At 71.2% G+C, this 25,118-nt stretch carries 23 protein-coding genes; 14 read left to right on the forward strand and 9 right to left on the reverse strand.

Annotated elements, in window-relative coordinates:
* Window positions 1-138 precede the first annotated feature (138 nt).
* Window positions 139-729: a TetR/AcrR family transcriptional regulator gene (locus tag FHS29_RS31545; protein WP_184697050.1), complete on the reverse strand. Its 591-nt coding sequence runs from the start codon at window positions 727-729 to the stop codon at window positions 139-141.
* Between the two features lie 155 nt (window positions 730-884).
* Between FHS29_RS31545 and FHS29_RS31550 the strand changes: the two genes are divergently transcribed.
* Complete coding sequence (locus FHS29_RS31550) at window positions 885-1,904, forward strand: aldo/keto reductase (protein WP_184697053.1); 1,020 nt, start codon at window positions 885-887, stop codon at window positions 1,902-1,904.
* 39 nt (window positions 1,905-1,943) lie between these two features.
* Here FHS29_RS31550 and FHS29_RS31555 read toward each other — a convergent pair whose 3' ends face one another.
* A complete protein-coding gene (locus tag FHS29_RS31555; protein ID WP_184697056.1) occupies window positions 1,944-2,978 on the reverse strand; it encodes a PucR family transcriptional regulator in 1,035 nt (344 codons plus the stop codon).
* A gap of 95 nt (window positions 2,979-3,073) precedes the next feature.
* Here FHS29_RS31555 and FHS29_RS31560 point away from each other — a divergent pair, with 95 nt between their 5' ends.
* From FHS29_RS31560 to FHS29_RS31570, 3 genes are read left to right on the forward strand one after another with little or no spacing between them, the layout of a single operon-like run.
* Window positions 3,074-3,970: an alpha/beta hydrolase gene (locus FHS29_RS31560; protein ID WP_184697059.1), complete on the forward strand. Its 897-nt coding sequence runs from the start codon at window positions 3,074-3,076 to the stop codon at window positions 3,968-3,970.
* Window positions 3,971-4,009: 39 nt separating this feature from the next.
* A complete protein-coding gene (locus FHS29_RS31565; RefSeq protein ID WP_184697062.1) occupies window positions 4,010-5,845 on the forward strand; it encodes an ABC transporter ATP-binding protein in 1,836 nt (611 codons plus the stop codon).
* 44 nt (window positions 5,846-5,889) lie between these two features.
* Window positions 5,890-7,545, forward strand: coding sequence for an ABC transporter ATP-binding protein (locus tag FHS29_RS31570; RefSeq protein WP_246441038.1), 1,656 nt, complete (start codon window positions 5,890-5,892; stop codon window positions 7,543-7,545).
* A gap of 69 nt (window positions 7,546-7,614) precedes the next feature.
* On the opposite strand, the gene FHS29_RS31575 is transcribed toward FHS29_RS31570, so the two are convergent.
* Window positions 7,615-8,490, reverse strand: coding sequence for a class I SAM-dependent methyltransferase (locus FHS29_RS31575; RefSeq protein ID WP_184697068.1), 876 nt, complete (start codon window positions 8,488-8,490; stop codon window positions 7,615-7,617).
* Between the two features lie 190 nt (window positions 8,491-8,680).
* Between FHS29_RS31575 and FHS29_RS31580 the strand changes: the two genes are divergently transcribed.
* Both FHS29_RS31580 and FHS29_RS31585 read left to right on the forward strand, forming a co-directional pair.
* Complete coding sequence (locus FHS29_RS31580) at window positions 8,681-9,049, forward strand: PadR family transcriptional regulator (protein ID WP_184697072.1); 369 nt, start codon at window positions 8,681-8,683, stop codon at window positions 9,047-9,049.
* The gene (locus tag FHS29_RS31585) at window positions 9,046-10,419 is read left to right on the forward strand and encodes a permease prefix domain 1-containing protein (protein ID WP_184697077.1); all 1,374 of its coding nucleotides are present in this window, start codon (window positions 9,046-9,048) and stop codon (window positions 10,417-10,419) included. The genes FHS29_RS31580 and FHS29_RS31585 overlap by 4 nt, the downstream gene beginning before the upstream one ends.
* 62 nt (window positions 10,420-10,481) lie before the next feature.
* Here the strand turns inward: FHS29_RS31585 and FHS29_RS37895 are convergent, their stop codons facing one another.
* On the reverse strand, window positions 10,482-10,991 hold the full coding sequence (locus FHS29_RS37895; protein WP_184697080.1) for a calcium-binding protein: 510 nt from the start codon (window positions 10,989-10,991) through the stop codon (window positions 10,482-10,484).
* A gap of 257 nt (window positions 10,992-11,248) precedes the next feature.
* Between FHS29_RS37895 and FHS29_RS31595 the strand changes: the two genes are divergently transcribed.
* Window positions 11,249-12,430 (forward strand): PucR family transcriptional regulator, encoded by a 1,182-nt coding sequence (locus tag FHS29_RS31595; RefSeq protein ID WP_184697083.1) that lies wholly within the window; start codon window positions 11,249-11,251, stop codon window positions 12,428-12,430.
* A gap of 97 nt (window positions 12,431-12,527) precedes the next feature.
* On the opposite strand, the gene FHS29_RS31600 is transcribed toward FHS29_RS31595, so the two are convergent.
* Entirely contained in the window at window positions 12,528-12,944 is a 417-nt protein-coding gene (locus FHS29_RS31600) for an RNHCP domain-containing protein (RefSeq protein ID WP_184697086.1), read from the reverse strand.
* Window positions 12,945-12,968: 24 nt separating this feature from the next.
* Window positions 12,969-13,349 (reverse strand): RNHCP domain-containing protein, encoded by a 381-nt coding sequence (locus FHS29_RS37900; RefSeq protein ID WP_184697089.1) that lies wholly within the window; start codon window positions 13,347-13,349, stop codon window positions 12,969-12,971.
* A 613-nt stretch (window positions 13,350-13,962) separates the two neighbouring features.
* Here FHS29_RS37900 and FHS29_RS31610 point away from each other — a divergent pair.
* Complete coding sequence (locus FHS29_RS31610; protein WP_312865187.1) at window positions 13,963-14,967, forward strand: LacI family DNA-binding transcriptional regulator; 1,005 nt, start codon at window positions 13,963-13,965, stop codon at window positions 14,965-14,967.
* 160 nt (window positions 14,968-15,127) lie between these two features.
* Here FHS29_RS31610 and FHS29_RS31615 read toward each other — a convergent pair whose 3' ends face one another.
* Window positions 15,128-15,592: a cupin domain-containing protein gene (locus FHS29_RS31615; protein WP_184697095.1), complete on the reverse strand. Its 465-nt coding sequence runs from the start codon at window positions 15,590-15,592 to the stop codon at window positions 15,128-15,130.
* Between the two features lie 242 nt (window positions 15,593-15,834).
* Between FHS29_RS31615 and FHS29_RS31620 the strand changes: the two genes are divergently transcribed.
* The 4 genes from FHS29_RS31620 to FHS29_RS31635 are packed head-to-tail and all read left to right on the forward strand — an operon-like array spanning window position 15,835 to window position 21,113.
* Window positions 15,835-17,367: an ABC transporter substrate-binding protein gene (locus FHS29_RS31620; RefSeq protein WP_184697098.1), complete on the forward strand. Its 1,533-nt coding sequence runs from the start codon at window positions 15,835-15,837 to the stop codon at window positions 17,365-17,367.
* Window positions 17,368-17,372: 5 nt separating this feature from the next.
* Window positions 17,373-18,374 carry an ABC transporter permease gene (locus tag FHS29_RS31625; protein ID WP_184697101.1) on the forward strand — a complete coding sequence of 334 codons (1,002 nt, stop codon included), beginning with the start codon at window positions 17,373-17,375 and terminating at the stop codon, window positions 18,372-18,374.
* Between the two features lie 11 nt (window positions 18,375-18,385).
* Complete coding sequence (locus FHS29_RS31630) at window positions 18,386-19,336, forward strand: ABC transporter permease (protein WP_312865188.1); 951 nt, start codon at window positions 18,386-18,388, stop codon at window positions 19,334-19,336.
* A 1-nt stretch (window position 19,337) separates the two neighbouring features.
* Window positions 19,338-21,113: a dipeptide ABC transporter ATP-binding protein gene (locus FHS29_RS31635; protein WP_184697106.1), complete on the forward strand. Its 1,776-nt coding sequence runs from the start codon at window positions 19,338-19,340 to the stop codon at window positions 21,111-21,113.
* 268 nt (window positions 21,114-21,381) lie between these two features.
* Here the strand turns inward: FHS29_RS31635 and FHS29_RS31640 are convergent, their stop codons facing one another.
* Window positions 21,382-21,840, reverse strand: coding sequence for a DUF6223 family protein (locus FHS29_RS31640; RefSeq protein ID WP_184697109.1), 459 nt, complete (start codon window positions 21,838-21,840; stop codon window positions 21,382-21,384).
* Between the two features lie 215 nt (window positions 21,841-22,055).
* Here FHS29_RS31640 and FHS29_RS31645 point away from each other — a divergent pair, with 215 nt between their 5' ends.
* Together FHS29_RS31645 and FHS29_RS31650 are read left to right on the forward strand one after the other, a co-directional pair.
* Window positions 22,056-23,180 carry a sensor histidine kinase gene (locus tag FHS29_RS31645; protein ID WP_184697112.1) on the forward strand — a complete coding sequence of 375 codons (1,125 nt, stop codon included), beginning with the start codon at window positions 22,056-22,058 and terminating at the stop codon, window positions 23,178-23,180.
* On the forward strand, window positions 23,177-23,839 hold the full coding sequence (locus FHS29_RS31650) for a response regulator (protein ID WP_184697115.1): 663 nt from the start codon (window positions 23,177-23,179) through the stop codon (window positions 23,837-23,839). Before FHS29_RS31645 ends, FHS29_RS31650 begins: the two co-directional genes overlap by 4 nt.
* A 116-nt stretch (window positions 23,840-23,955) precedes the next feature.
* Here FHS29_RS31650 and FHS29_RS31655 read toward each other — a convergent pair whose 3' ends face one another.
* Window positions 23,956-25,107, reverse strand: a complete 1,152-nt coding sequence (locus tag FHS29_RS31655; protein ID WP_184697118.1) for a S8 family peptidase — start codon at window positions 25,105-25,107, stop codon at window positions 23,956-23,958.
* Between the last annotated feature and the right edge of the window lie 11 nt (window positions 25,108-25,118).

The following is a 25,118-nucleotide window of genomic DNA, read 5'->3' on the forward strand; positions in this document are numbered from 1 at the left end:
TTCCACTGCGCGCTGACTGGGGAGGTCGTCATCGTGTGCGCCGGCGAGAATCCGCGGTTGTTGCACCGGACGCCCGTGCGAAACCGATGGCAATGGTTGATGCATTTGGCCAAAACCATCCGGCGGAGTTTCGGGAGGTCAGTCCGGTCGGCGTAGACCCGCGATGAGGAGTCCGACCAGTCGACGTGCGTCGTAGCGGGGATCCTGGGCGGCACCGATGCAGAGGTTCCCGACGCCGCGCATGAGTTCGTAGGCGTCCAGGTCCGCCCGGATCTCGCCGGCACGAGCGGCAGCGTCGAGCAGTCGCGCGCACACGGGCACGAGGCGGTCGAGGAAGTAGGCGTGCAGCGTGTCGAAACCGGCGTGGTCGGACCGCAACGCCTCGGCGAGCCCGTGCTTGGTGACCAGGAAGTCGACGAAGAGGTCGATCCACCGCCCCAGTGCGGCGTGCGGGGTCGGTTCGGTCTCCAGCAGGGCGGGGCCGGCCTCGGCGCACGCTTCGACCTGGTGCCGGTAGACGGCGATGACGAGGTCCGCCCGCGTCGGGAAGTGCCGGTAGATGGTGGCCGTCCCGACACCGGCCTTGGCCGCGATGTCGCGCACCGGCGCCTCGACGCCCGACGTCACGAAGATCGCGCCCGCCGCGTCGAGCAGGGACTCCTTGTTGCGCCTGGCATCCGCCCGCTTGGGCTTGGCCACGTTCCCCGCGCCGCAGTCGCCGTCGTCCACCGCACCGTCCCTCCGCTGCCGACTTTGCTAACCGGGACAATGTTCCGTATGGTCAAACGGGACAACGTTCCGTTTGCTCATGATGACAGAGCCGGAGCCGGCGGCCAAGCCACGCACCGCCACCACGCGTCACCCGCCACGGAGGAGACACGGTCATGCAGTACCGCACTTTGGGCCGCACCGGTGTGCAGGTCAGCTCCCTCGCGCTCGGCGCGATGAACTTCGGCCGGACCGGGCGCACCACCCCGGACGAGGTCACCGCTGTCGTCGATGCCGCTCTCGCCGGCGGGATCAACGTCATCGACACCGCCGACGCGTACGGCGGCGGCGAGTCGGAACGGCTGGTGGGCAAAGCCATCGCCGGCCGCCGCGACGACGTCGTGCTGGCCACGAAGGCGAACATGCCCATGGGCGACGAGCGCAACCACCGGGGCAGCTCCCGGCGCTGGCTGGTCACCGCGTTGGACGACAGCCTGCGCCGGCTCGGGGTCGACCACGTCGATCTCTACCAGATCCACCGGTGGGATCCGAGCACCAGCGACGAGGAGACGCTGTCGGCGTTGACCGACCTGCAGCGCGCGGGGAAGATCCGGTACTTCGGTTCCTCGACCTTCCCCGCGTACCGCCTCGTGCAAGCCCAGTGGGCCGCCCGCGAGCACCACCTGAGCCGCTATGTCACCGAACAGCCCAGCTACTCGATCCTGCAACGCGGCGTCGAGACCCACGTGCTGCCGGTGACCGAGCAGTACGGGCTCGGTGTGCTGGTGTGGAGCCCGCTGGCGTCGGGCTGGCTGTCGGGTGCCGTCCGCGCCGGCCGGGAGATCACCACCAACCGCTCGACGTTCATGCCGCAACGCTTCGACACCACCATCCCCGCCAACCGGGCCAGGCTCGACGCCGTCGAGCAGTTGGCCGTGGTCGCGGCCGAGGCCGACCTGACCATGATCCAGCTCGCGCTCGGATTCGTCACCGCGCACCCCGCCGTGACCAGTGCGATCGTCGGCCCCCGCACGCTGGACCACCTGCACTCGCAACTCGCCGCCGCCGACACCGTGCTCTCCGCCGACGTGCTGGACGCGATCGACGCGATCGTCCCTCCCGGTGTCGACCTGGCCCCGCACGAGAAGCACGACACGCCACCCGCGCTGCTCGACCCGTCACTGCGGCGCCGCTGACGGTGCGGTGGACGGCCGTTCCGTCAGCGCGGAGCTTCCTCAGGCGTCGAGCAGCCGCCAGGCGGTGAGGGCGAGCCTGGCCCTGATCAGCCCGGTCGGCTCGGTCAGCTCGATGCCCAGCGTCCGGCCGAGCTGGTCGAGCCGGCGGGCGACGCTGCTGTGGTGCAGGTGGAGGAGGTCGGCGGCCCGGCGCAGGGAGCCGGTGGCGCAGTAGGCGTCCAGGGTGTCCAGGTCCTCCGGGTTGCCGCCGACCCGGGCGATCGCGGTCACGTCGGCGTTGTCCCGCGCGGCGTCCCGGGGCACCTGCGCGAGCAGCGCCAACGCCCCGAGGTCGTGGTAGTGGACGACGGGCTGGTTCGGGGTGGTGAAGCGGAGGGCGGTGCGGGCTTCCCACCAGGACCGGTCCGGGCTTCCGCCGGCGCCGATGCCCGCCCGCACCCCGGTCGGGAACCGGGCCGGGTCCACGGTGGTGGCCAGGATGACGCCCACGTCGGCGACCGGAGCCGCCTTCACCGGGCGGGCCGGGCAGACCAGGGCTCCGACCCGGTCGAGCGGGAGTGGCGACCGCACGGCGATGACGCGGATCGGCAGGTCGGCGGCGAAACCGAGCAGCCGCAGCGCGCGTGCCCTGGCCGCCTCGTCGCTGTCGGCGCTGATCACCAGTTCGATGAGGGCGGGGTCGGCCATGGTGGTGCGGGCCGGGCCGTACCGCTCGACGACCGCCGCGGCGGCGATGGCGAGCCGGTCCAGCACCAGGTCGTCGAGCGGCAGGGGCGGACCGGGGCGTTCCAGCCACGCCGTGCCGATCTCCTCCTCGTCGAGGGTGATCGGTGCCGTGGTGGACGCGGGCGGCTCCGGAGCGGGCGCCTGGCGGCCGTCGGGCCCCATGCGGATCACCCGTCCCGTGCCGTGCAGCCGGACCCCGACCACGCACTCCGCGAGGTTCGCCGAGGCGCGGGCGAGCGCCGGGATGTCCACCCGCCGGCGCATCAGCGTGTCGTAGAACATCACGACCCGGAGCGCGCCCCCGGCTTCCGGGTCCAGGTGCGACAACCGTTCGGCCAGTGCCTCCATGACGCGAGGCTAGGCGACGACCGGTGCGTGATGCGGGCGGTTTGCGCGACGCGCGGCGGATGATCTCCGGGGGGTCGACCGTGAGGATGGTCGACATGGATCCCGAACTGGAAGCATTCCTCCCGTTGTTCCCCCGGGCCGAGCTGTCCGATCCGGTGGCCGCGCGCACGAAGTTCGCCGAGTTGGCCGCTGCGGTGCCCGCACCGGACACCTCCGGCATGGAGATCGAGGACCGCACGGTGCCCGCGGAGCCGGACGTGCCGGTGCGGATCTATCGCCCGCACCGGGCGCAGGGGGCCGTCGTCTGGCTGCACGGCGGCGGGTTCGTCATGGGCACCGTGGACACCGAGCACCCGTGGGCCGCCCGGATCGCGGAGAGCTCCGGCGCGGTGGTGATCTCGGTGGGGTACCGCCTGGCGCCCGAACACCCGTTCCCGGCCGCGTTGGACGACGCCTGGGCCGTGCTGGCGTGGACGGTCGGGCACGCGGCCGAACTGGGCGTCGATCCGGAGCGGATCGCGGTCGGAGGCCACAGCGCCGGCGGCGGTCTCGCGGCCGGGGTGGCGTTGCGGGCCCGCGACGAGCAGGGGCCGCCGATCCGTTTCCAGCTGCTCAGCCAGCCCGGGCTGGACGACCGCCAGGAAACGTGGTCGGCGCGGAACTTCACCGATACGCCGTGGATGACCCGCGACAAGGTCACCGCTGCGTGGCGGCACTACCTGGGCTCCGCGCCCGCCACGCCGTACGCCGCCCCGGCGCGGGCCGCCGACCTGTCCGGCCTGCCACCCGCCTACGTCTCCACCGCGGAGTTCTGCCCGAACCGCGACGAGGACATCGCCTACGCGCTGCGCCTGCTCCAGGCCGGCGTGCCGGTCGAGCTGCACCAGTGGCCCGGCACGTTCCACGGATCGCAGGCGATCCTGTCCGCCGACGTGTCGCAGCGGCAGAACGCCGAACTCGGCGGAGCACTGCGCCGCGCCCTGGCCGGATGAGGTCCTCACGGCCGACCGTGGTGTCGAAGAGGGGGAGCGTTGACCACCACTGACCTTGCCGGGGCGAGCGTGCGGTCCACACCACCACCGGACGCCGGTCCTGCGACGGGACGGAGCGCGGCAGGGCTGCTGCGCCCGTACCTCCCGGGTTTCGCGACCGTTGTGGTTTTCCAGGTCATCGGCGCCATCGCGGGGTTGGCGCCGCTGCTGGCGGTCGTCGAACTGGGTCGTGTGCTGTTGTCGTCCGGTCCGGTCGACCACGGTCATGTCTGGTTCGTCGTGGTCGCGGGTGCGGTCGGCCTGTTCGTCCGACTGCTGTTCACGGCCGCGTCGTCGGGGATCGGGCATGTCCTCGACAGCCGGGTGCAACTGACGTTCCGCCGGCAACTGGCCGCGCGGCTGGGGCGCGTACCGATCGGCTGGTTCTCCCGGCGTCGGACCGGCGAGTTGGCGAAGGTGGTGGGGGAGGACGTCGGCGCCGTGCACCCGTTCATCGCCCACGCCCCCGCCGAGCTGGTCTCCGCGTTCGTGGTGCCGCTGGTGTCGCTGGTCTACCTGTTCACCGTCGACTGGCGGCTCACGCTGATCACGCTGGTACCGGTGGTGCTGGCGGTGGCGCTGGTCCCGCTGATGACGACCCCGACCCGGCGGCGCGAGCAAGAGGAGTTCGACGGGGCCATGGGGCGGATCTCGAGTTCCGTCGTCGAGTTCGTACAGGGCATCGCGGTGGTCAAGGCGTTCGGCGGATCCGGGCGCGCCCACCGCAGGTTCCTCACGGCCGCGGACGACTTCGTGGGCGTCTTCTTCCGGTGGGTGCGCGGTGTCTCCGGCATCGCCGCCGGGATGCAGCTGGCGCTGTCGCCGCCGTTCGTGCTGCTGGTCGTGCTGATCGGCGGTGCGGCCCTGATCACCGACGGCGGTCTGGCCCCGGCCGACCTGCTGCCCTTCCTGCTGCTCGGGCTGGGCCTGACCGCCCCGGTGGCGGCCCTCGGGCACGGCTTCGACGACCTGCAGGCCGCCCGGCGCGCGGTCGGCCGGATCCGGGACGTGCTCCAGGTGCCGCCGCTGCCGGAGCCGGCGCACCCGGTCGCACCACGGGGTCACCGGGTGGAGCTGCGTGACGTCCGTTTCGGCTACTCCGACGACCACGAGGTGCTGCGCGGGATCGACCTCGTGCTGGACCCCGGGACGGTCACCGCGATCGTCGGGCCGTCGGGCAGCGGGAAGTCCACGCTGGTCCGGCTGCTGCCGCGGTTCTTCGACCCGACCCGCGGTTCGGTCGCCCTGGGCGGTGTCGACCTGCGCGAACTCGACAGCCGGGAGCTCTACCGGACGGTGTCCTTCGTCTTCCAGGACGTTCGCCTGCTGCGCGCGTCCGTCGCGGACAACATCGCGCTGGCGGTGCCGGATGCCGACCTGGACGACGTGGTACGCGCTGCCCGGCTGGCGGACATCCACGATCGGATCCTCGCACTGCCGCGCGGATACGAGACGGTGCTCGGTGACGAGGCCGGGCTGTCGGGTGGCGAGGCACAGCGGATCTCGCTCGCCCGCGCACTCCTCGCCGACGCGCCCGTCCTGGTGCTGGACGAGGCGACCGCCTTCGCCGACCCGCGGACCGAGCAGGCGGTGCGCCGGGCACTGGCGACGCAGGCGGGCGAGCGGACGATCCTGGTCATCGCCCACCGCCTGGAGACGGTCGCCGACGCCGACACCGTCGTGGTGCTGGAGAACGGGCGGATCGCCGAGCGCGGCAAGCCCGCCGAGCTGCTGGCACAGGACGGGAAGTTCGCCGCGTTCTGGCGCTCCCGCCGATCCGCGATCGCCGATGGGACCGGAACCCGTGGCGTACCGCGAGGAGACGAGCTGCGATGATCCGAATGCTGCTGCGAGTGCTCGGACGTGAGTACACCCGACCGATGCGACGCACCGTGGCCCTGATGGCGGTGACCGCGATCGCCGAAGGTCTGTCCTACGCGCTGCTCGTGCCGGTGCTGCGGGCACTGTTCGGGAGCAATCCCGGGGATGCCCGGCCCTGGCTCGCCGCGTTCGGGGCTGCGGTCGCGGTCTACGCGGTGCTGCGCTACCGCAGCGACCTGTCCGGTTTCCGCGTCGGCGCCACGCTGTTGCGGGGTCTGTACCACCGGTTCGGCAACCACCTGGCCCGCCTGCCGATCGGCCGGTACAGCGCCGGCCGGGTCGGGGAGGTGTCCGTCATGGCCGGCCGCGGCCTCCTCCAGGCGATGGGCGTGGCGGCGCATCTGCTGGCACCGTTCATCTCCGCCTGCGTGACTCCGCTGACGATCGTCGTCGTGATGCTCGCCTTCGACTGGCGGATGGGGCTGGCCGCGTCGGTCGCGGTACCGGTCGTGGCGGCGATCCAGCACCGGACGGGGCGCTCGATGGCCGCCGTCGACGCGGAGCGCGCCGAACGCGACCACGAGGCCACCGCGCGAGTCGTCGAATACCTCCAGGCACAACCGGTACTGCGAGCCGGCGGCCGGACCGCCGAACGCTTCCGGTTGCTCGACGACTCGCTGCTCGCAGTCGAACGCGCATCCCACCGGACCATCCTGTCGGCGCTGCCCGGTGCGGTGGCCTTGACGCTCGCGGTGCAGGCGATGTTCACCGTGTTGCTGGTCCTGGGTGCGCACCTCGCGCTCGGCGGAAATATCGGTGCGGCAGAGGTATTGACGTTTTTGGTGCTCGCCGCACGCTGCGCGGATCCGCTGCTGTCACTGTCGGATCTCGGCGGCAGGCTGCGCAGCGCACGTTCGGTGCTGGCGAGGCTCGACACGGTGCTGGGCACCGAGCCACTGCCGGAAGCCCGTGAACCGATCCGGCCGGAAGGCCATGACGTCGAGTTCGACTCCGTCTCCTTCCGGCACGGCGACCGCACGGTGGTCGACGACGTGTCGTTGTCCGTGCCGGAGGGACAGCGGCTTGCCGTGGTCGGGCCGTCGGGTGCGGGCAAGAGCACCCTTCTCCAACTGCTCGCGCGGTTCTACGACGTGGACGCGGGCGCGGTGCGCGTGGGCGGCGTGGACGTGCGGGACATCGACGGCGAGGTGTTGATGGCGCAGATCGCCATCGTCTTCCAGGAGGTGTACCTCTTCGACGGCACGATCGAGGAGAACGTGCGCCTGGGCCGTCCCGACGCGGCCGACGCCGAGGTACGGGCGGCTGCGGCTGCGGCTCAGCTGGACGAGGTGGTCGAACGGCTGCCCGGAGGGTGGTCGACCAAGGTCGGCGAGGGCGGCGCACTGCTGTCAGGTGGTGAGCGCCAGCGTGTCTCGATCGCGCGAGCGCTGCTGAAGAACGCGCCCATCGTGCTGCTGGACGAGGTGACCTCCGCACTGGACCCGGTGAACGAGACGGCGGTCCACGAGGGCATCGAGCGGCTGATGAGGGGTCGGACGGTGGTGATGGTGGCGCACCGGCTGCGGACCGTCCAACGCGCCGATCGGGTCGCCTTCCTGGACGGCGGTCGGATCGTGGAGCAGGGCAGCCACGACGAACTGCTGCGCCGGGGCGGCCGTTACGCCGACTTCTGGGACATTTCGATGGCCGGGTAGAGGGCCGACCGGACCGCTCCGCAATCGGGGGACTCGTCCGAGCCCGGCCGGCAGTACCTGGTCACCGCATCAGGTGACCAGGTACTGCTGGCCCGGCAAGAAGTCGCCGACGGGCAGTGCCCTCGCTCCCGCGGCCCGCACCGCTTCGGTGAACGGGTCCTCGGCGTGCATGGCCAGCAGCAGCGAGTCGGCGCCGAACCAGCGGCGGTCCACCACGTCCTGCTTCGCCTTCGGCATGCTCTCGTTGAGCGCCCAGTTCGAGATGAACAGGTCCGCGTCGACCTCCGTCGCGCCCGCCAGGCCGATCGGCACGAGGTTGACCCGCCCACGGATCGGTCGCACCGGCGCGGTGTCGTGCAGCACGATCCGCTCCTCGCCGAACACCGCGCACAGGTACAGCCACTGCACGGCGCTGAAGATCGGGGTGTCGAAGATGACGCAGGTCGGCTCGCCGCCGTGCCTGGCGACGATCAGGCGCATCAGGGCGCCGAACCCGCCGCCCCATTCCACGATCGTGGCGGCGTCGTCGATCCGCCGCCCGGTCGCCTCCTCGTAACGCAGCAGGTGGAACAGCTGGTGCACGGTGTTCGACGACGTCCGGAGGTCGGTGCCCGGCAACGGCACCGTTGGGGGCCCACCCACCGACGGTTCGGCGAGCAGGCTCTCGTCGGTCAGTCGTGCACGCACGTACGGCAGTTCGTGCGGAAGCAGCCGCTCGTTGACGAACATCTGGAACGCGATCGACGGATGGCGCAGGAAGTCCACCGGCGGAACGGGCAGCAAGTCGCGTTCGAGCTCGGCGTTGCGCTGCACCCAGTCCGGGCGCACGTACTGCGCGTCCACGCACGGCCGCACCGCGGCGACCCGTTCGGCGAAGCGCTGCGCCAGTTCGGCGAACGAACTGCCACCGCGCGGTACGGGCTGCCGGTCATCCGGTGAGCGCATACCGAATCGCTACCCCGCGCACCGCGTGCGAAACCGCACAGCCGCGCGAACCCCCGGCCGATGACGGGGTCTCGACCCGGCGCACGTCGTCGCCGACCGACGCGTGCTCGGCCTGAGTGACCGCCTTGCCACCGGTTGATACCTAGAACTACTATGCATCAGCGTTCTAGGTATGAGGGGAAGGGGATTGGTGAAAGTCACCAAGGATCTCGTGGCCGCCTCGGCGACACCGATGGTGCTGGGCATCCTGACCGAGGGGGACAGCTACGGCTACGCCATCCTCCGGCGGATCAACGAGCTGTCCGGTGGGGAGTTGGACTGGACCGAGGGACTGCTCTACCCCTTGCTGCACCGGCTCGAGCGCCTCGGGCACGTGGAGGCGAGCTGGCAGTCGGTCGCGGGGGAGCGGCGGCGCAAGTACTACCGCATCACCGACAGCGGCCTGGCCGAGCTCGCCGAGCAACGTCGCCAGTGGGACACCGTCGTGGACGCGCTCAAGGAGATCTGGCCCGGCGACCGTCGGCCGCTGCTCGCGTTCCCGTTGGGAGGCCACGCATGACCGAGCCGGACGGGCGGGAGGAGCTGGAGCCCCAGTTCGCCCAGTGGCGCCACTACGTGGAGCGCCGGCCGGAGCTGCGACGGTCCGACGCCGACGAGCTCGAGGACCACCTCCGGGGCTCGGTCGACGAGCTGGTCGCCGCCGGCCTCCACGCCGACGAGGCGTTCCTGGTGGCGGTCAAGCGCATGGGCAGCCTGGACGACCTGTCCCGCGAGTTCGCCCGGGAGCACTCGGAACGGCTGTGGAAGCAGCTGGTGCTGACCGGCGAGTCCGGCAGTCCCGCAGCCGACACCCGGTCGCGGCGGGACCTGGTCGCGATGGTGGCCTGCGCGGTGGGCGCGGCGGTGTCCATCAAGGTGCCGGAACTGTTCGGCCTCGGGTTCGAGGAGGATGTCGCGTTCTACGCGCCCAACCTCGGGCTGTTCGCACTGCCCTGGTTGGCGGCATTCCTGGCGTGGCGCCGTCGTGCCGGGCGGGGGCTGATCGGTGTGCTGTGCGCGCTGTTCGCCCTCGGTGCGGTGGCGGCCAACGCCTACCAGCTCACCGACGAGTCCCAGTCGTTGGCCTTGACCAGCATCCACCTTCCCATCGCCCTGTGGTTCGTGGTCGGTCTGGCCTATGTGTCCGACGACGTGCGCGCGCCACGCCGACGCATGGACTTCGTCCGCTTCACCGGCGAGTGGTTCGTCTACTACGTCCTGATCGCCCTGGGTGGAGGTGTGCTGATCGCCTTCACGTTCGGGACCTTCGAGGCCATCGGGATCTCCCCGGAAGGCTTCGTGACGCAGTGGCTCATCCCCTGTGGCGCCGCCGCCGCGGTCACGGTGGCCGGGTGGCTCGTCGAGTACAAGCAGGGTGTCGTCGAGAACATCGCCCCGGTGCTCACGCGGCTGTTCACCCCGCTGTTCACCGCGGTGCTGCTGGCCTTCCTGGTCACCTTCGGCCTGGCCGACGCCGGCATCGACGTCGAGCGGGAAGCGCTGATCCTGTTCGACCTGCTGCTGGTGGTGGTGCTGGGGTTGCTGCTCTACTCGATCTCGGCCCGCGATCCGCTCGCCCCGCCCGTGCTGTTCGACAAGCTCCAGCTCGCCCTCGTGGTCAGCGCACTGGCCATCGACGTGCTGGTGCTGTTGGAGATCATCGGGCGCATCACCGAGTACGGCACCACACCCAACAAGGCGGCGGCACTCGGGGAGAACGCCATCCTGCTGGCCAATCTCGTCTGGTCGGCTTGGCTGCTGCTGCGCCTGGTCGGCCGGCGCACACCGTTCGCGGCGTTGGAGCGCTGGCAGATCGGCTACCTCCCGGTGTACGCCGTCTGGGCGTGGATCGTGGTGCTGATCTTCCCGCCGTTGTTCGACTTCCTCTGACCGGACGCGGACCCGCGAACGGCTGGGCCACGTCCGCGCGGGGGTGGCCCAGCCCTGCGGGGTCAGAACTCGCAGTTGACCTCGGTCTCGGCGTCGCACCGGTCCACGCCGGGCCCGCCGTCGACCCGGTCCTGCCCGGGGCCGCCGACCAGGGTGTCGTTGCCGTTGCCGCCGATCAGGACGTCGTTGCCGGTGCCGCCCGTGATGGTGTCGTTGCCGTCCTCGCCGCGCACCCGGAAGGCGCCGACCGAGGTCTGCTGCAGGTCGCTGTGGCCGAAGGTGTCGGCCCCGCTGCCGAGGCAGGCGATCGAGGCGGGACCGGCGATCTCGGAGAACACCGAGTCGTCGCCGCCGAGCGCGACCAGCACGCTGCCGGGCTGGGCCCAGATGACGTCGGTGTCCTTGGTGCCCGTCCACGAGGCGAGGAAGTCCACGCCGCTGAGCGGGTCTTTGCAGGTGTAGGTCGTCGTCGGCGCGGCGGTGGCCGGGCCGGCGGCGACGAGCGTCGCGCCGACCGTGGTGAGGGCGCCGGCCAGCAGCGCGGCCACGCGGTTGGATCGCGAGCGGATCATGTGCATCTCCCGGGGGTGGATGGCGGGGACTTCGGGTCGCCAGCGTGTCAAGCCCCCGGCGGACCGCGCCTCGTGAAACAGCGACGTCCGCGCGGCCCGGGTGCCCGCCACTTTGTCACTCTGCGCAAACGGGGAGCCCGAGTACCGCCGGGCGGCCGATCTTGTGCCGCCACCAGGCCGGTTTTCGCGCCGGACCCCGGATGACTCACTAGCATCTCCCTGCCCGGTGGCGTCGCCGCCACGGGCCGGGAGTCGTGATGAGAGGTCTTTTCGTCGCCTTGGACAGACGGGCGGAGGCGAACGCCCGCAACGAGGTCGTCGTCTACGGGCGCGAGCTGTTCGAGTACGGCGCCGTGGCGGCAGACCCGCGCGCCGAGGCCGCCATGCTGGACTACGCGGTGTGGTTCCGGCGCAGCACGGTGTCCCTGGCGTCGGACGAACGGCCGCTGTCCGAGGACGACCGCGCCCACATCGCCTCGATCGGGACGCAGCGGGGCGCGCAAGGAGTCTCGCTGGCGTCGGTGAGGCGGGCCGTGGTGCTGCACGGCACGCTGATGCTGCACGAGATCCACGACGCGACCGGCCCGAACGACCTGGCCGACCTGCTCGGCCTCACCGGCTGGTTCGGCGCGCAGGGCGTGATCGGCACCGGTGCCTACTTCGAGGGCTTCCTGGAGGGGCAGAAGCGTTGCCTGCCGGTGGCCGATCGGGTTGCGCTGCTCACCGGGATGCTGCTCGACGACGACGTGATGGCGCGCCACGTGTCGTGCTCCCTCGGCCTGCGGCTGTCGGACCACTACACCGTGGTGGTGGTCCGCGTACCAGACCCGGCCGGTGCCTTGCCGTCGCGCGGTGACGTCGTCGAGCACCTGTTCAAGCAGCACCAGCTGCCGATGAGCTGGGCGCGGCCATCGGAGTTCATCGCCCTGGTGCCGAGCAGCGGGCTCGTGCCGCCGTGGCTGCCGTCCGCGTCCGACGACGCGGCGCCCGCGGTGGTCCGGGACTTCGCCGAGTTGCTCGGCGGGCCCTGCGCGGTCGGCTGTGCCGGCGGACGGGTGCGCGGGCTGGCCGAAGCCGTGGACTTGGCGCGGCAGGCCGCGGGGGTCGCGCCGATGCGGACCACGCCGCGTCGGATGCACGGCGTCGCCGACGTCTTCGTGGAACTCGCCGTGGCCCGGCTGCCCCGGGTCGACCGGTGGCTGCGCGAGGTCGCACGCCGCCTCGCCGCCGGGCCGGACCTGGTGTCCACCCTGGATTCCTACTACCACAACGGCTTCGACCGGCGGCGCACCGCGGAGTCGCTGTGCATCCACCCGCGGACCCTGGACTACCGGCTGCACCGGGCCAGGGAGCTGACCGGCATCGACCCCGGCTCACCCCGGGGAGTCCGGATCCTCGGCACTGCCGTCGCCCGCACCCTCGCCGACGCCTGGGACTGACCGGCGCGGAGCACGCAGTCCCGGCGGCGGTGGCACGTCGGCCGGCGGGTGGGACCGGGGCCCCGGCGTCGACGAGGGTCGACGCCGGGGCTCCGGCTCACAGCGCGAGCAACGCCCGCACCGGAACCCGGCTGTCGGACAGCGGTCGGACCGCCATCCTCAGCAGCGCCAGCGGGTTGTCGTCGCCGGCGATGCGGTTGGCGCTGAGCTCCCCGCAGACCAGGCAGTGGTGGATGAGCATCCACTCACCGTCCGGCCGGGCGAACAGGCTCAGCGCCTCCATCCGCCCGCCGCAGTCGGCGGCGCGGTCGCCGGGAACCCGGCCGTCCACGTGCAGACTGATCAGGCACTGCGGGCAGTGGTTGCGGTGTGCCGTGCCGGGCGCGCCGAGCGGCACGTCGAGCCGGCAGCCCGCGCAGCGGAACGCCCCGCCCGGCCGTTGGTCGGCCCGGTGCGTGACGTCCTTCCGCCGCTGGGTGCGCCGGTCGGGGTGCCGTGGGTTGCGTCGTGGCATGGTTGCCTCCCGTCTCCGACGACCTCACAGGTTGCCGAACACCTCCAGTGGGAAGGGCGGCTGGGCGAGCGGGCGGACGGCCAGCCGCATCAGGATGAGCTGGTTGTCGTCGCCGTGCACCCCGTGCGCGGTCAGCTCGTCGCAGCGCGTGCAGCGGTGGACGATCTTCCAGTCCCCGTTGCGCGGCACCGCGATCGAGATGGGTGACATCCGTGCCTGGCACTCGGACGGCCCGCCCGCGACGTGGTCGTGGACGTGCCGGGACTGCAGGCAGCTCGGGCAGTGGTTGCGCCGCCCGCCGTCAGGGGCCCGCGCGGTGACCGTCAGCCCGCACCACACGCAGGCGAAGGTTTCCGTGCGCGAACCGAAGTCGGACGGGTTGGATCTTTCGTTGGTGTTGGACACCCGGAACGCTCCTAGCCGGATCTCGTACGTTGTACGGTCGAAGGCCGGAGGGGCCGAGCGGTCCTCACCCCGTGGGGCGGGCCGTGTTGGCAGAACGGGCAGCCCGAAGCCGCACCGGACGATGCCGGGAATGCCGACGCGCCGAAGCGGTCAGCTACAGGACCCGGCCGAGGTGCGGTGGCGAGGCACACTCGGCCCATGCCGGGGCATAGATCAGCTGCTTTCCAGGGCGGGACGCCCACGAGTTCACGGTAGGACGGGTCGGAGGCTATCCGGGAGCCGCCCACGCCCGCCAACCGATTTTTCAAGCGGCACCGGGAGCGGCGATCCGGGTGCCGTCCCGCTCGGCTGGTCGGGTGGAAGCCCGTGCCGGGGATGGGGCCGCGGAGTGGGCGTCGGTGTGGGCGCCGGGCTCGTCGTCGAGGTCGCCGGCGGCGGCATCGGCGTGCGGCGGTGAGTCGCCCCATGTGCTCTAGAATAAAGCTGTGACCACGTCACAGGCGGCGGCGCGAACGGTGGCCGGAAGCCCGGGGCGACCAGGGAAGTGACAGGGAGCAGGAGCGTGGGAAGCAAGCGCACGGCGCGTCCGGCGCGTAGGCCCACCCTCCACGACGTGGGGCGCCTCGCGGGGACTTCGACGGCTGTCGTCAGCTACGTGCTCAACGGCGGACCCCGTCCGGTTTCCGACAAGACGCGGATCAAGGTCGAAGAGGCCATCCGGATGCTCGGCTACCGGCGCAACCCGCTCGCCGGCGCGTTGAGCGGCGGCCGGTCCAACCTCATCGGCCTGCTGGTGCCCGACACCGCGAACGCCTTCTTCGGCGAACTCTCGCGCTGCATCGAGGCGGAGGGGCGTCGCCGGGGCCTGCTCACGCTGCTCGGCAACACCGGCTACCACTCGTCGCTCGGGGACGACTACGGCAAGGCGTTCTCCGAGCTGCGCCCGCGCGGGATCTTCGTGACGACCGGCGAAGAGCCGCGCCAGGAAGACGAGACCCCTCGGGTCTACGTGCAGTGGGCCAGCCCCGACAGCACCTCGCCGAGCGTGACCTTCAACGACCTCCAGGGCGCCGCGCTCGTCGTCGAGCACTTGATCCGGCACGGCTACGAGGACATCGTCTGCGTGGCCGGTGAGCTCGAGGCGGGCCCGGCGAAAGGCCGGGAGGGTGGTTGGCGCCAGGCGATGCGGAGTGCGGGCCTGCCCACGGAGGGCAGGCTCATCCGGTCCTCCTTCGACCGGGTCGAAGCGGAGCGTGCGGTGAGGCAGGTCCTGGAGAGCGGGAACCGACCCCGCGCGATCTACGCGACGACCGATGAGCAGGCGCTGGTGACGATCCGCACGGCGACCAACCTCGGGTTGCGCGTACCCGACGACCTGGCGGTCGTGGGCTTCGACGGCATACGGGAGGCGCGGCTGGGGAGCTTCCCGCTCACCACCATCAGCCTCCCGTTCGAGCAGCTCGCGGTCCGCGCGTTCGACGCCTTGGACGAGACCTTCTACGAAGGTGGAGGTTCAGGGGCGTCGGTGGTCCTGGACGGCACGCTCAGCATCGGCGTGACGTGCGGGTGCGAGCAGGGTTCGGATGCTTCGCGGCTCGGCGTAGCCACAGGCGGGTAGCCCCGGGCGGGTAGTCACCGAGGCGTGGAAGTGCGCGTGCCCGCCGGGGTCGTGCGGCAGCTCGTTCTTCGCCGGCCTTCGACCTTCGCGGTCGGGCACGGCGTGTCGCGTCGGCCCCGCCGCGCGAGCACACGGCGGAGCTGACGCCTTCGGACACGCCCTACTTCGCGGGCTCGTGCTCGTCCGACCCGTAGTTCGGGCTCAACGACAGGGCGCTGAAGCGGAACGGGCGGTCGACTCGGTTGAAGCCGAGCGGGCAGTGGCGGACGCCCGCGGGGATGTAGACCGAACCACTGGTCGTGATCGTGTGCCGGACGCCCTCGATGTCGAGGTAGATCTCCGCGCCGAGGTCGTCCACGTTGTCCGGGTCGTTGCCGTGCCAGATCAGGACTTCGTCGTAGTCGTGCTCGTGCTCCTTCACCCACTGCACGGGGGAGTCGCACTCCCTGATCCAGGTGTAGGTCAAGTGGATCTTGCTCTCCGGGACTTCCTGCGAGCGCATGAGCGCGAGCGCCTCGCCCACGTTGTCCGGTTCGACGACGCCGGCGGCGGCTCCCTCGTTCACGAGGTCGTCGATGCAGTTGGGCATCTTCCTGACGAACAGGCGCTCGTACTGACTGGTCATCGGGCCTCTTCCTCCATGTGCTTCCCCCTGGCGGTCGGCGCCGAGGCTAACACGTTCTAAGCGTTTAGAAACTGCTCCGGAACCTCTTCCGTCAGGCCGTGACGCGACGTACTGTGTGGCGAAGTTCATCCGGGATCAGGCGAGGGGGAGCTGATCTAACGGGTTAGAACCGAGTCCGTCCGCCCACTCGGAACTGGAGTTGCCCAGTGTTGCGCAGACCCCCACGCCCCGGGCCTGTCGTCGTGTCAGCCACGCCGGCCCGACGTCCCTCGTCCAGGCTGCTCGGTATCGCGACCGGTGCCGTTCTCATCGCCGCCGCGCTCGCGGGCTGCGCTCCTCCGGAACGGGCCGGGAACAGCGGGGGCGGCACGCTCCGCATCGCCGCCGCCACCGACCCGGGCGAGAGCCTGAACCCCTACGCCAGCAACCAGAGCCCCACCCAGCAGCTCCGCAGCGCTCTGCTGTACGAGGGCCTCACCCGCCTGGACCACACGGGGCGGCGCGAGTGGCGCCTCGCCACGGACATGACCGCGAACGCCGACTTCAGCGAGTGGACGATCAAGCTCCGCCCCGGCGTCAAGTTCACCGACGGCAGCGACTTCACCTCCGCCGACGTGGTGGCGAGCATCAAGTACCTGCGCGACCCGGCGCACGCCGTCCAAGGGCTGGCGTTCATCGAGAAGATCGACCCGAAGGCCGTCGAAGCGGTGGACGGGCTGACCGTCCGGGTCGGCCTGAGCGAGCCCTTCGCCCCGTTCAAGGAGATCTGGGCGAACGTCCTGCTGCCCATGACCAAGGCGGGCTCGGTGCCGGAGAAGCCGATCGGCACCGGACCGTTCAGCGTCAAGGACTTCGCCGCCGGGCGGCAGTCCAAACTGGAGCGGTTCGACGGCTACTGGGGTGACAAGCCCCAGCTCGGCGGGGTCGACATCATCGAGTTCCCCAGCCAGCAGGCGCAGGCGAACGCCCTGCTGTCCAACCAGGTCGACATCGCCTCGGGTGCGACTCCGACCATCGCGAAGTCGTTCGCGGGCAAGAACGGCATCGCACTCCTCGACAGCAAGGGTGACTTCACGCTGCGGATCGGCCTCAACACGACCGTGGCGCCCTTCGACGACCTGCGCGTGCGGCAGGCGCTGCGGCTCCTGATCGACCGGGAGCAGGTCGTGTCCAACGCCTTCGGCGGGTACGCGCGGGTGGCGAACGACCACGAGGGTGGCACGCCGCAGTGCGTCGCCCCGGACATCCCCCAGCGCAAGCAGGACATCGAGCAGGCGAAGAGGCTCCTCGCCGAGGCGGGGCAGAGCGACCTGTCGTTCTCGGTGACGACCGACGGACTCCTGCCCGGTATGCAGGAACTGGCCCAGGTGTTCTCCGAGAACGCCGCGAAGGCCGGGGTGAAGGTCGCCGTCAACGTGGTCACGGTTCCCGAGCTGCTGTCCAAGTGGGGCCAGTGGCCGGTGTTCATCGACTTCAACCCGATCCCCTACCTGCCGACCGTGATCGGCGGGCTCCTGCCCGGACGTGTCGGCAACGCCACGCACTGGGACAACCCGGCCTTCGTCGGGCTCGCCGACCAGCTGTTCCTGGCACCCGAGCACGAGCAGTGCGCGATCATGAACCAGATGCACAAGATCGAGCACGAACAGGGCACGACGATCACGCCCGCGTTCGTCAACGTGCTCATGCCGCACCGCAGCAACGTCCGCGGACTGGTGCCGGACGTGAACGGCCGCCCGCTCTCCTTCCTGACGAACGTGACAGTCGAAAGCTGAACTCCATGTCTCAACTGACGACGCGGATGCGCATCCGCCATCGCGGTTCGCCACCGGGACCGAAGAACGCGACGATCCCGTGGCTGGTACGTCGGCTCCTCGTCGGTGTGCTCGTGCTGTTCCTGGTCTCGGTGCTGCTGTTCCTGGTCACCCAGGCGCTGCCGGGGGACGTGGCCCGGATCATCCTCGGCAAGGACGCGACGGCCGAGCAGGTGGCGGGTCTCCGCCAGCAGCTCGGGCTCGACCAGCCGCTGCTCGGCCAGTACTGGCACTGGCTAAGCGGCGTGCTCTCCGGGCAGATGGGGACCTCCCTGGAGAACGGCGAGCCGGTGGGCGACATCGTCGGCCCGAGGATGTTCAACTCGTTCACCCTGGGCTTCATGTCGCTGGTGCTGATCCTCCCGCTCGCCGTGATCGTCGGCGTGTTCAGCGCCTACAAGCGCGACAGCGCGCTGGACAAGGCTTTCGTCGCGGTGTCCTCGCTGTTCACGGCACTCCCCGCCTTCGTCGTGGGAATGCTGCTGATCGCGTTCTTCGCCACGTCGGTGCTCGGTGTGCTGCCGGGGGTCTCGAACATCCCGCCGGGGGACCTGCCCTGGTGGCACCCGGCCGAACTCGTCCTCCCGGTCACCACCCTGACGCTCATGGGCGTCATGTACCTCGGACGTCTGGTGCGGGCCTCGTTCATCGACGCGATGAACAGCGAGTACGTCCAGACGGCGATCCTGAAGGGGCTCGGCAGTCGCCGCATCCTGTTCCGGCACGCCCTGCCGAACGCGGTCGCGGCAAGCCTTCCGGCCGCCAGCCTGGTCGCCGCGGTCACCATCACGGGCGTCGTCGTGGTCGAGTACGTCTACTCCTACCCGGGTCTCGGGACGGCGGTCGTCAGTGCCGTGAACTCCCATGACCTGCCGGTGATGCAGGCGTGCATCCTCATCCTCGCGACCGCGTACTACCTCTTCAACCTCCTCGCGGACGTCTTCGCCGCCTTGGGCAGGTCGCGATGAAGGAGCAAGCCGTGACAACGGATCAGACAGCCGGCCTCCCGCCGTCGGAGAACCCGGTGATCGGCGGCCCGGCGCCGTTGGACACCGTCGCAGCGCCGTTGGACACCGGCACAGCGGCAGGCGGGAGAAGCAACCTCTCGGTGCTCAGCCGTGCCGTCCGCACCGGACAGGCGCGGCTCGGCCTCGCGCTGCTCGCGGCGGTCGGGCTCCTGGTGGTGCTCGGCCCCTTCTTCGCCCCCTACGCTCCCGACGCCATCATCGGGCAGCCTCTGGAGGGTCCGGGCGGGAAGTTCCTGCTGGGAACCGACATCCTCGGCCGCGACGTCCTGAGCCGGCTGCTCCACGGAGGCCTCAACCTCTCGTGGATGGCGATCCTCGCGGCGGGTCTCGGCGTGTTCCTCGGCTGTCTCGTCGGCCTCACCGCCGCCTACAAGGGTGGAGCCGTCGACGCGCTGCTCATGCGCGCCATGGACGTCCTGCTGAGCTTCCCGGAGATCATCTTCGTGCTGCTGTTCGTGTCCATGCTCGGTCGTAGCACGCTGCTGACCGCGGTGCTCGTCGGTGTGGCGTTCGTGCCCGGTGTGTCCCGGGTGATGCGCGGTGCGGCACTTCCGGTGATCGGCAGCGAGTACGTGCTCTGGGCGAAGGCGAACGGCCTGCCACCGAAGCAGATCCTGGTCCGGGAGGTCCTGCCCGGCGTGACCTCGCCGCTGATGGTGGAGACCGGGATGCGGCTCGTCTGGGCGGTCTCGGCGATCGCCTCGCTGAGCTACCTCGGGTTCGGCATCGCGCCGCCGGCGGCGGACTGGGGCCTGATGGTCGGCGAGAACCAGGACGGCCTGTCGATCGCGCCCCTGCCGGTGCTGGCGCCGATCGTGCTGATCCTCATGATGGCGCTCGGGGGCAACCTCGTCGCCGAGTCCGTTGCCAGGACGGTCGGCCGCACGGAAGGGAAGCGCTGAAGTGGGGAAAGAGGTGGAGGTCTCAGGCGTCACCGTGACGGTGGACGCCACCGGCAACGACATCGTCCAGGACATCTGTTTCGAGCTCGGCCGGGGCGAGGTCATGGGCGTGGTCGGCGAGTCGGGCTCCGGCAAGAGCACGCTCGCGCTGGCCCTGCTGGGGTACGCGCGGAAGGGTGCGACGATCACCGGCGGACGGGTGGTCATCGACGGTGTCGACCTGCTCGCCCTGCCGGAAGGGCAGTTGCGCCGCGCGCGGGGCAGCAAGGTCGCCTTCGTCCCGCAGGACCCGGCGACTGCGCTCAACCCCAGCCTGAGCCTCGCGACCCAGCTGACCGAAGGGCTGCGGTTGCCCAAGCGCGAGGCGCTGGCACGCGTCCGGGGGCTGCTGGAGACCGTGGGGCTGCCGAGCGACGACGCGTTCCTCAAGCGCCATCCGCGACAGCTCTCCGGCGGTCAGCAGCAGCGCGTGGCGATCGCGATGGCGATCGCGGCCGGACCGCGACTGATCGTGCTCGACGAGCCGACGACCGGGTTGGACGTGTCCACCCAGGCCCGCGTGCTGGAGATGGTGCGGGACCTGTGCCGCGAACACGACATGGCGGCGATCTACGTCTCCCACGACCTCGCCGTCGTGGCCGACGTCGCCGACTACGTCACCGTCATGTACGGCGGCGAGGTGGTCGAGAGCGGCACCGACCGGGACGTGCTCATCCGCGCCGCCCACCCCTACACCCGCGCCCTGCTGGCCGCGGTGCCGTCGGCGACCCACCGGCACCGACTCGTCCCGATTCCCGGGCGTGCGCCCGGTGCGGATGAGAGCCGACACGGATGCGTCTTCGCGCCGCGCTGCGACTACGCCGTGGCCGAGTGCGGGACGACCCGCCCGGAACTCGTGCCCGGGCCGTCCGGGACGTCGGCAAGGTGCCTGCGCACGGACGAGGTGGCGCGGACACCCCGCGTCCTGCCGCGCCCGCACGAGACGCACGTGGTCGCCGCCGGCGGCCAGGACCTGTTCTCGGTCTCCGGGCTGAACGCCGGGTACGGCGGCAGGCAGATCATCTTCGACGTGTCCTTCGGCCTCGATCGAGGGGAGTGCTTGGCCCTCGTCGGCGAGTCGGGCAGTGGCAAGACCACGATGTCGCGGTGCCTCGTGGGCCTGCACGAGGAGCAAGAGGGGGTTCTGACGTTCGAGGGCCGGCCCATTCCGGCCCCGGCGGGCGAACGCAGCAAAGAGACCCGCCGCGGGGTGCAGTACGTCTTCCAGAATCCCTACGGATCGCTCAATCCCCATCGCAGCGTGGAAAGCAGTCTGGTGGTGCCCCTGCAGCACTACTTCGGAATGAGCGCGCGCGAGGGCAGGAAGCGTGTGCGGGAGGCGCTTGAGCGCGTGGAGATACCTTCGCGGCTCGCCGACCGCTATCCCGCTCAACTGTCGGGAGGACAGCGCCAGCGCGTCGCGATCGCGCGCGCCCTGGTGTGTGAGCCGAAGCTCCTGATCTGCGATGAGGTGACGTCCGCGCTGGACGTGTCGGTGCAGGCGTCCGTGGTGGAACTGCTGCGTTCGCTCCTGGCCGATGGGCTGTCGATGGTCTTCGTCACGCACAACCTGGCGGTGGTGCGCAGTATCGCGGACCGCGTCGTCGTGCTGAGCCAGGGACGGGTCGTGGAGTCGGGCGCGACCGATGCCGTACTGACGGCGCCCTCGCACCCCTACACGCAGAGCCTCATCGCCGCGACGCTCGACGTGCCCGAGGCGATCGAACCCGCGGTTTAGACGGTCGGCGGGCGGTGTCGGCAACCGCCTCCCGGCTGCCCCGGTTCGGGTCCGGGGCAGCCGGGACGGTCGTCGGTCATCTGCTCGGCAGAGCACGCGGCTGCCCCAGTCGTACAGGGGCGTTCCACCGCACGACCTGGACAGCACCGGCGACTACCCCGCGCGGGACAGAGCCCGGAACGAACTCGAACGAGCCGTCGCGCTGATCGGACAGTCCGCCTGGTCGAGAACGCGGAGCCCTCGTCGCGACCGTGGTGGCGAAGACGGGTCAGCCGGTGAGCCTGCCGGTGCGGCGGGAGCGGGCCAGGGCCAGCCCGCCGAGGACCACGCCGACCAGCCCCACCACCAGGGCCACGTAGGCCCCGCCGCGCCCGTTGCCCGTGCCGATACCACTGTCGGAGGTGGCCACGACCAGCCCGCCGAGGGCCATCCCGACCAGCCCCGCCGCCAAGGCCACGACGGCCCCGAGTCGCCCCGAGCCGGTGCCGACGCGACTGGTGGGACGGGCCAGCGCCAGCCCGCCGACGACCACGCCGATCAGACCCAGCACGGCGGCGGTGGTGGCCCCGAGTCGCCCGGCGCTCATGGTGAGAACGCCGGCGGCGACCGACCGGTCGACCGAAGCGTGCGCGGCTGCGGGCGTGGCGAGCCCGGAACCTCCGATCAGGGCGGCTCCGGCCACGGCGAGCACCAGGCGGACTGACAGCAGGGCTTTTGATGAACTCATGTCCCTCTCCGTTTCCGGGATTCGGATGTCGCCTGATCATGTCCGCCGGACGCACCGCCGGTCGTTGTGCGGACGGATGCAATTCGCGCTGCCACAAGGGACGCATCCCGCTGCCGCGGACGCGGCAGGCGCCGGAGAAGTACTGCGTGCGCGGTAGCCGGCCGGTCGTCTGCGGGGAGGAGTCGTCCGCGACAGGATCCGGCTAACGTGCGCGCATGAGCACAGGACGGTCCGGCGTTCCGGCCGCTGTCAAGGATTGGGCGATCGCCGTCTGCGTGGCAGCGACGCTGGTGGTCGCCGGGCTGTCCGAGAACCACGCCGCCACCGGTATCGATTTCCTCGGCTACGCGCTGTTGGCGGTCGGCGGTCTGGCGCTGGTGGCGCGTCGCCGCGCTCCGGTTCCCGTCCTGATCGTCACCGGGCTGTGCGCGGTGGGTCATCAGGCGGTCGGTTTCGACGTGCCCGCCGTCGCGTTCCTGTTCGCGGTGTACGCCGCCGTGCGGGCGGGCCACCGCGTCGCCACGGTCGTGGCGGCGGTGGTGATGCTGGCCGCTCTCCCGCTCGTCGCCCTGGCACAGGCCATGTCCGTGGGCGAGGCGCTCGCACGGTCCCGGGGTGCCCTCGAACTGGCTTGGCTGGTCGCCGCCGGCGCCGCCGGCGAAGCGCTGCGGCAGGCCGAGCGGCGGGCGGACGAAGCCGAGCGCACCCGGGAGGAGACCGCGCGCCGCCGCGCCGACGAGGAGCGGCTGCACATCGCGCGGGAGCTGCACGATTCCCTCACCCACCAGATCTCGATCATCAAGGTGCAGGCCGGGGTCGCCGTCCACCTGGCCCGCAAGCGGGGCGAACAGGTGCCGGAGGCCCTGCTGGCGATCGACGAGGCCGGTCGTGAGGCGGCCCGGGAACTGCGGGCGACCCTGGAGGCGCTGCGCGATGACGGCAAGTCCCCGCCGCACGGCCTCGCCCATGTCCCGGAACTGGTGGAACGGGCCCGCACGACCGGCCTGGACGCGACGCTGACGATCGGCGGGCAGCGGCACGACGTGCCGGCCGCGGTGGACCGGACCGCCTACCGGATCGTCCAGGAGTCGCTGACCAACATCGCCCGGCACGCCGCCGCCGCCACGGCGTCGGTCCGGATCGACTACCGCCCGGACGCCCTCGCCATCCGGGTCGACGACGACGGCAAGGCCACGCCGGGCACCGCCGCGACGCCCGGTGTCGGGCTGCTCGGGATGCGCGAACGGGTCGCAGCCCTCGGTGGTCGCCTGCGCGCGGAACCGCGCAGCGAGGGCGGCTTCACCGTCCACGCCGAACTACCCGTGGACCGGGCGTCGTGATCCGCGTCCTGCTGGTCGACGACCAGCCGCTCCTCCGCAGCGGCTTCCGCGCGCTGCTCGACGTGGAGGACGACATCGAGGTGGTGGCCGAGGCCGGCGACGGGGAGGAAGGCCTGGCGCTCGCCGGGGAACACCTGCCGGACATCGCGCTCATCGACATCCGGATGCCCGTCATGGACGGCATCGAGGCCACCCGGCGCATCGCCGCCGACCCGGCCCTGGCGCGGGTGCACGTCGTCATCCTGACCAACTACGGCTTGGACGAGCACGTCTTCAACGCGCTGCGCGCCGGTGCCGCCGGATTCCTCGTCAAGGACATCGAGCCGGAGGACTTCCTGCACGCCGTACGGGTCGCCGCGCGCGGCGACGCGCTGCTCGCGCCGTCGATCACCCGCAAGCTGATCGACCGGTACGTCAGCGAGCCGCTCCACCCGCGTGCCGACACGGACCTGAACGGGCTGACCAACCGCGAGCGGGAGGCCGTCGCCCTGGTCGCCCACGGCCTGTCCAACGACCAGATCGCCGACCGCATGGTGATCAGCCCACTGACCGCCAAGACCCACATCAACCGCGCCATGACGAAACTCCACGCCCGTGACCGCGCCCAGCTCGTGGTCCTCGCCTACGAGTCCGGGCTGGTCACCCCGCGCGGCCGGTGACATCGACGAACCCCGCCCGCCTCCTCCGACACGATGACCGGCCGGTCGACCGGGACGCGGGCGTGACCGCGGCCGATGGCGGGTCCGGAGGAGGCGGGCGGGGTGATGCGGGTCGATCAGTACGCGGGGTTGACCGTCAGGAGCCGGTTCGGCGAGCCCCTCGGGTCGGACACCACGCTCTTGGTGGAGTTGTTCACCAACGTGGTCGCCACCTGAGCGGGCGTCAGCGCGGGGTTCCCGGACAGCAGCAGCGCCGCCGCGCCGGCCACGTGCGGCGTCGCCATGGACGTCCCGGACAGCTCGCCCCAGTCCGTGTCGCTGCCGTTGTACGCCGAGGCGATGCTCTCACCCGGTGCGAACAGGTCGACACAGCTGCCGTAGTTGGAGAAGTACGACCGCCGGTCGGTCCAGTCGGACGACGCGATGGTCAACGCCTCCCGCACCCGTGACGGCGAGTGCCGGCACGAGTCGTCGGACTCGTTGCCCGCCGCCACCACCGCCACCACGCCATCGGCGATGGTCCGCCGCACGGCGTCCTCGATCACCCGGTCCGGGGCGTCGCCGCCGAGGCTCATGTTCGCCACGGCCGGACCGGACGCGTGGTTCGCCACCACCCAGTCCAACGCCTCCGCGACGTCCTCGCTGCTGCCGTTGCCGTAGCAGTCGAACACCTTCGCCGAGACCAGCCGGACGCCTTTCGCCACGCCGTAGGTCGACCCGCCGACGGTGCCGGCGACGTGCGTGCCGTGCCCGTGGCAGTCCTCGTTCTGGTCGTCCACGGTGTTCGTGCCCCACACCGCACGTCCGCCGAAGTCGCGGTGGCTGACCCGGACTCCGGTGTCGACCACGTACACGGTGACGTTCGACGCCGTGTTGGGGTACCGGTAGTAGTCGTCCAACGGCAGGCGCCGCTGGTCGACCCGGTCCAGTCCCCACGACGGCGGGTCGGGTTGTTCGCCGGCGACTCTCACCCGCTGGTTCTGCTGCACGTAGGACACCGCCGGATCGGCGGCGAGCCGCCGTGCGTCGCGTGCCGTCATGCGCACCGAGAACCCTTGGAACACATGGGAGAACTCGTGGACGACCGTACCCGAGTACCGGGCAGCCAGGTCATCCGGCGCGCGTTCTCCCTTGAGCACCACCACATAACTGCCCTCGATGGCGCCGGGCGTGCCCGCGCCCAGCACATCGGCCACGGCGACCGGTGTGACACCCACCAGCCCACCGGCTATCACCGCCGTGGCGGCCAACCAGGATCCTGTCCTCATCGCACCTCCTG

It is taken from the genome of Saccharothrix tamanrassetensis (assembly GCF_014203665.1).
Classification (GTDB): domain Bacteria; phylum Actinomycetota; class Actinomycetes; order Mycobacteriales; family Pseudonocardiaceae; genus Actinosynnema; species Actinosynnema tamanrassetense.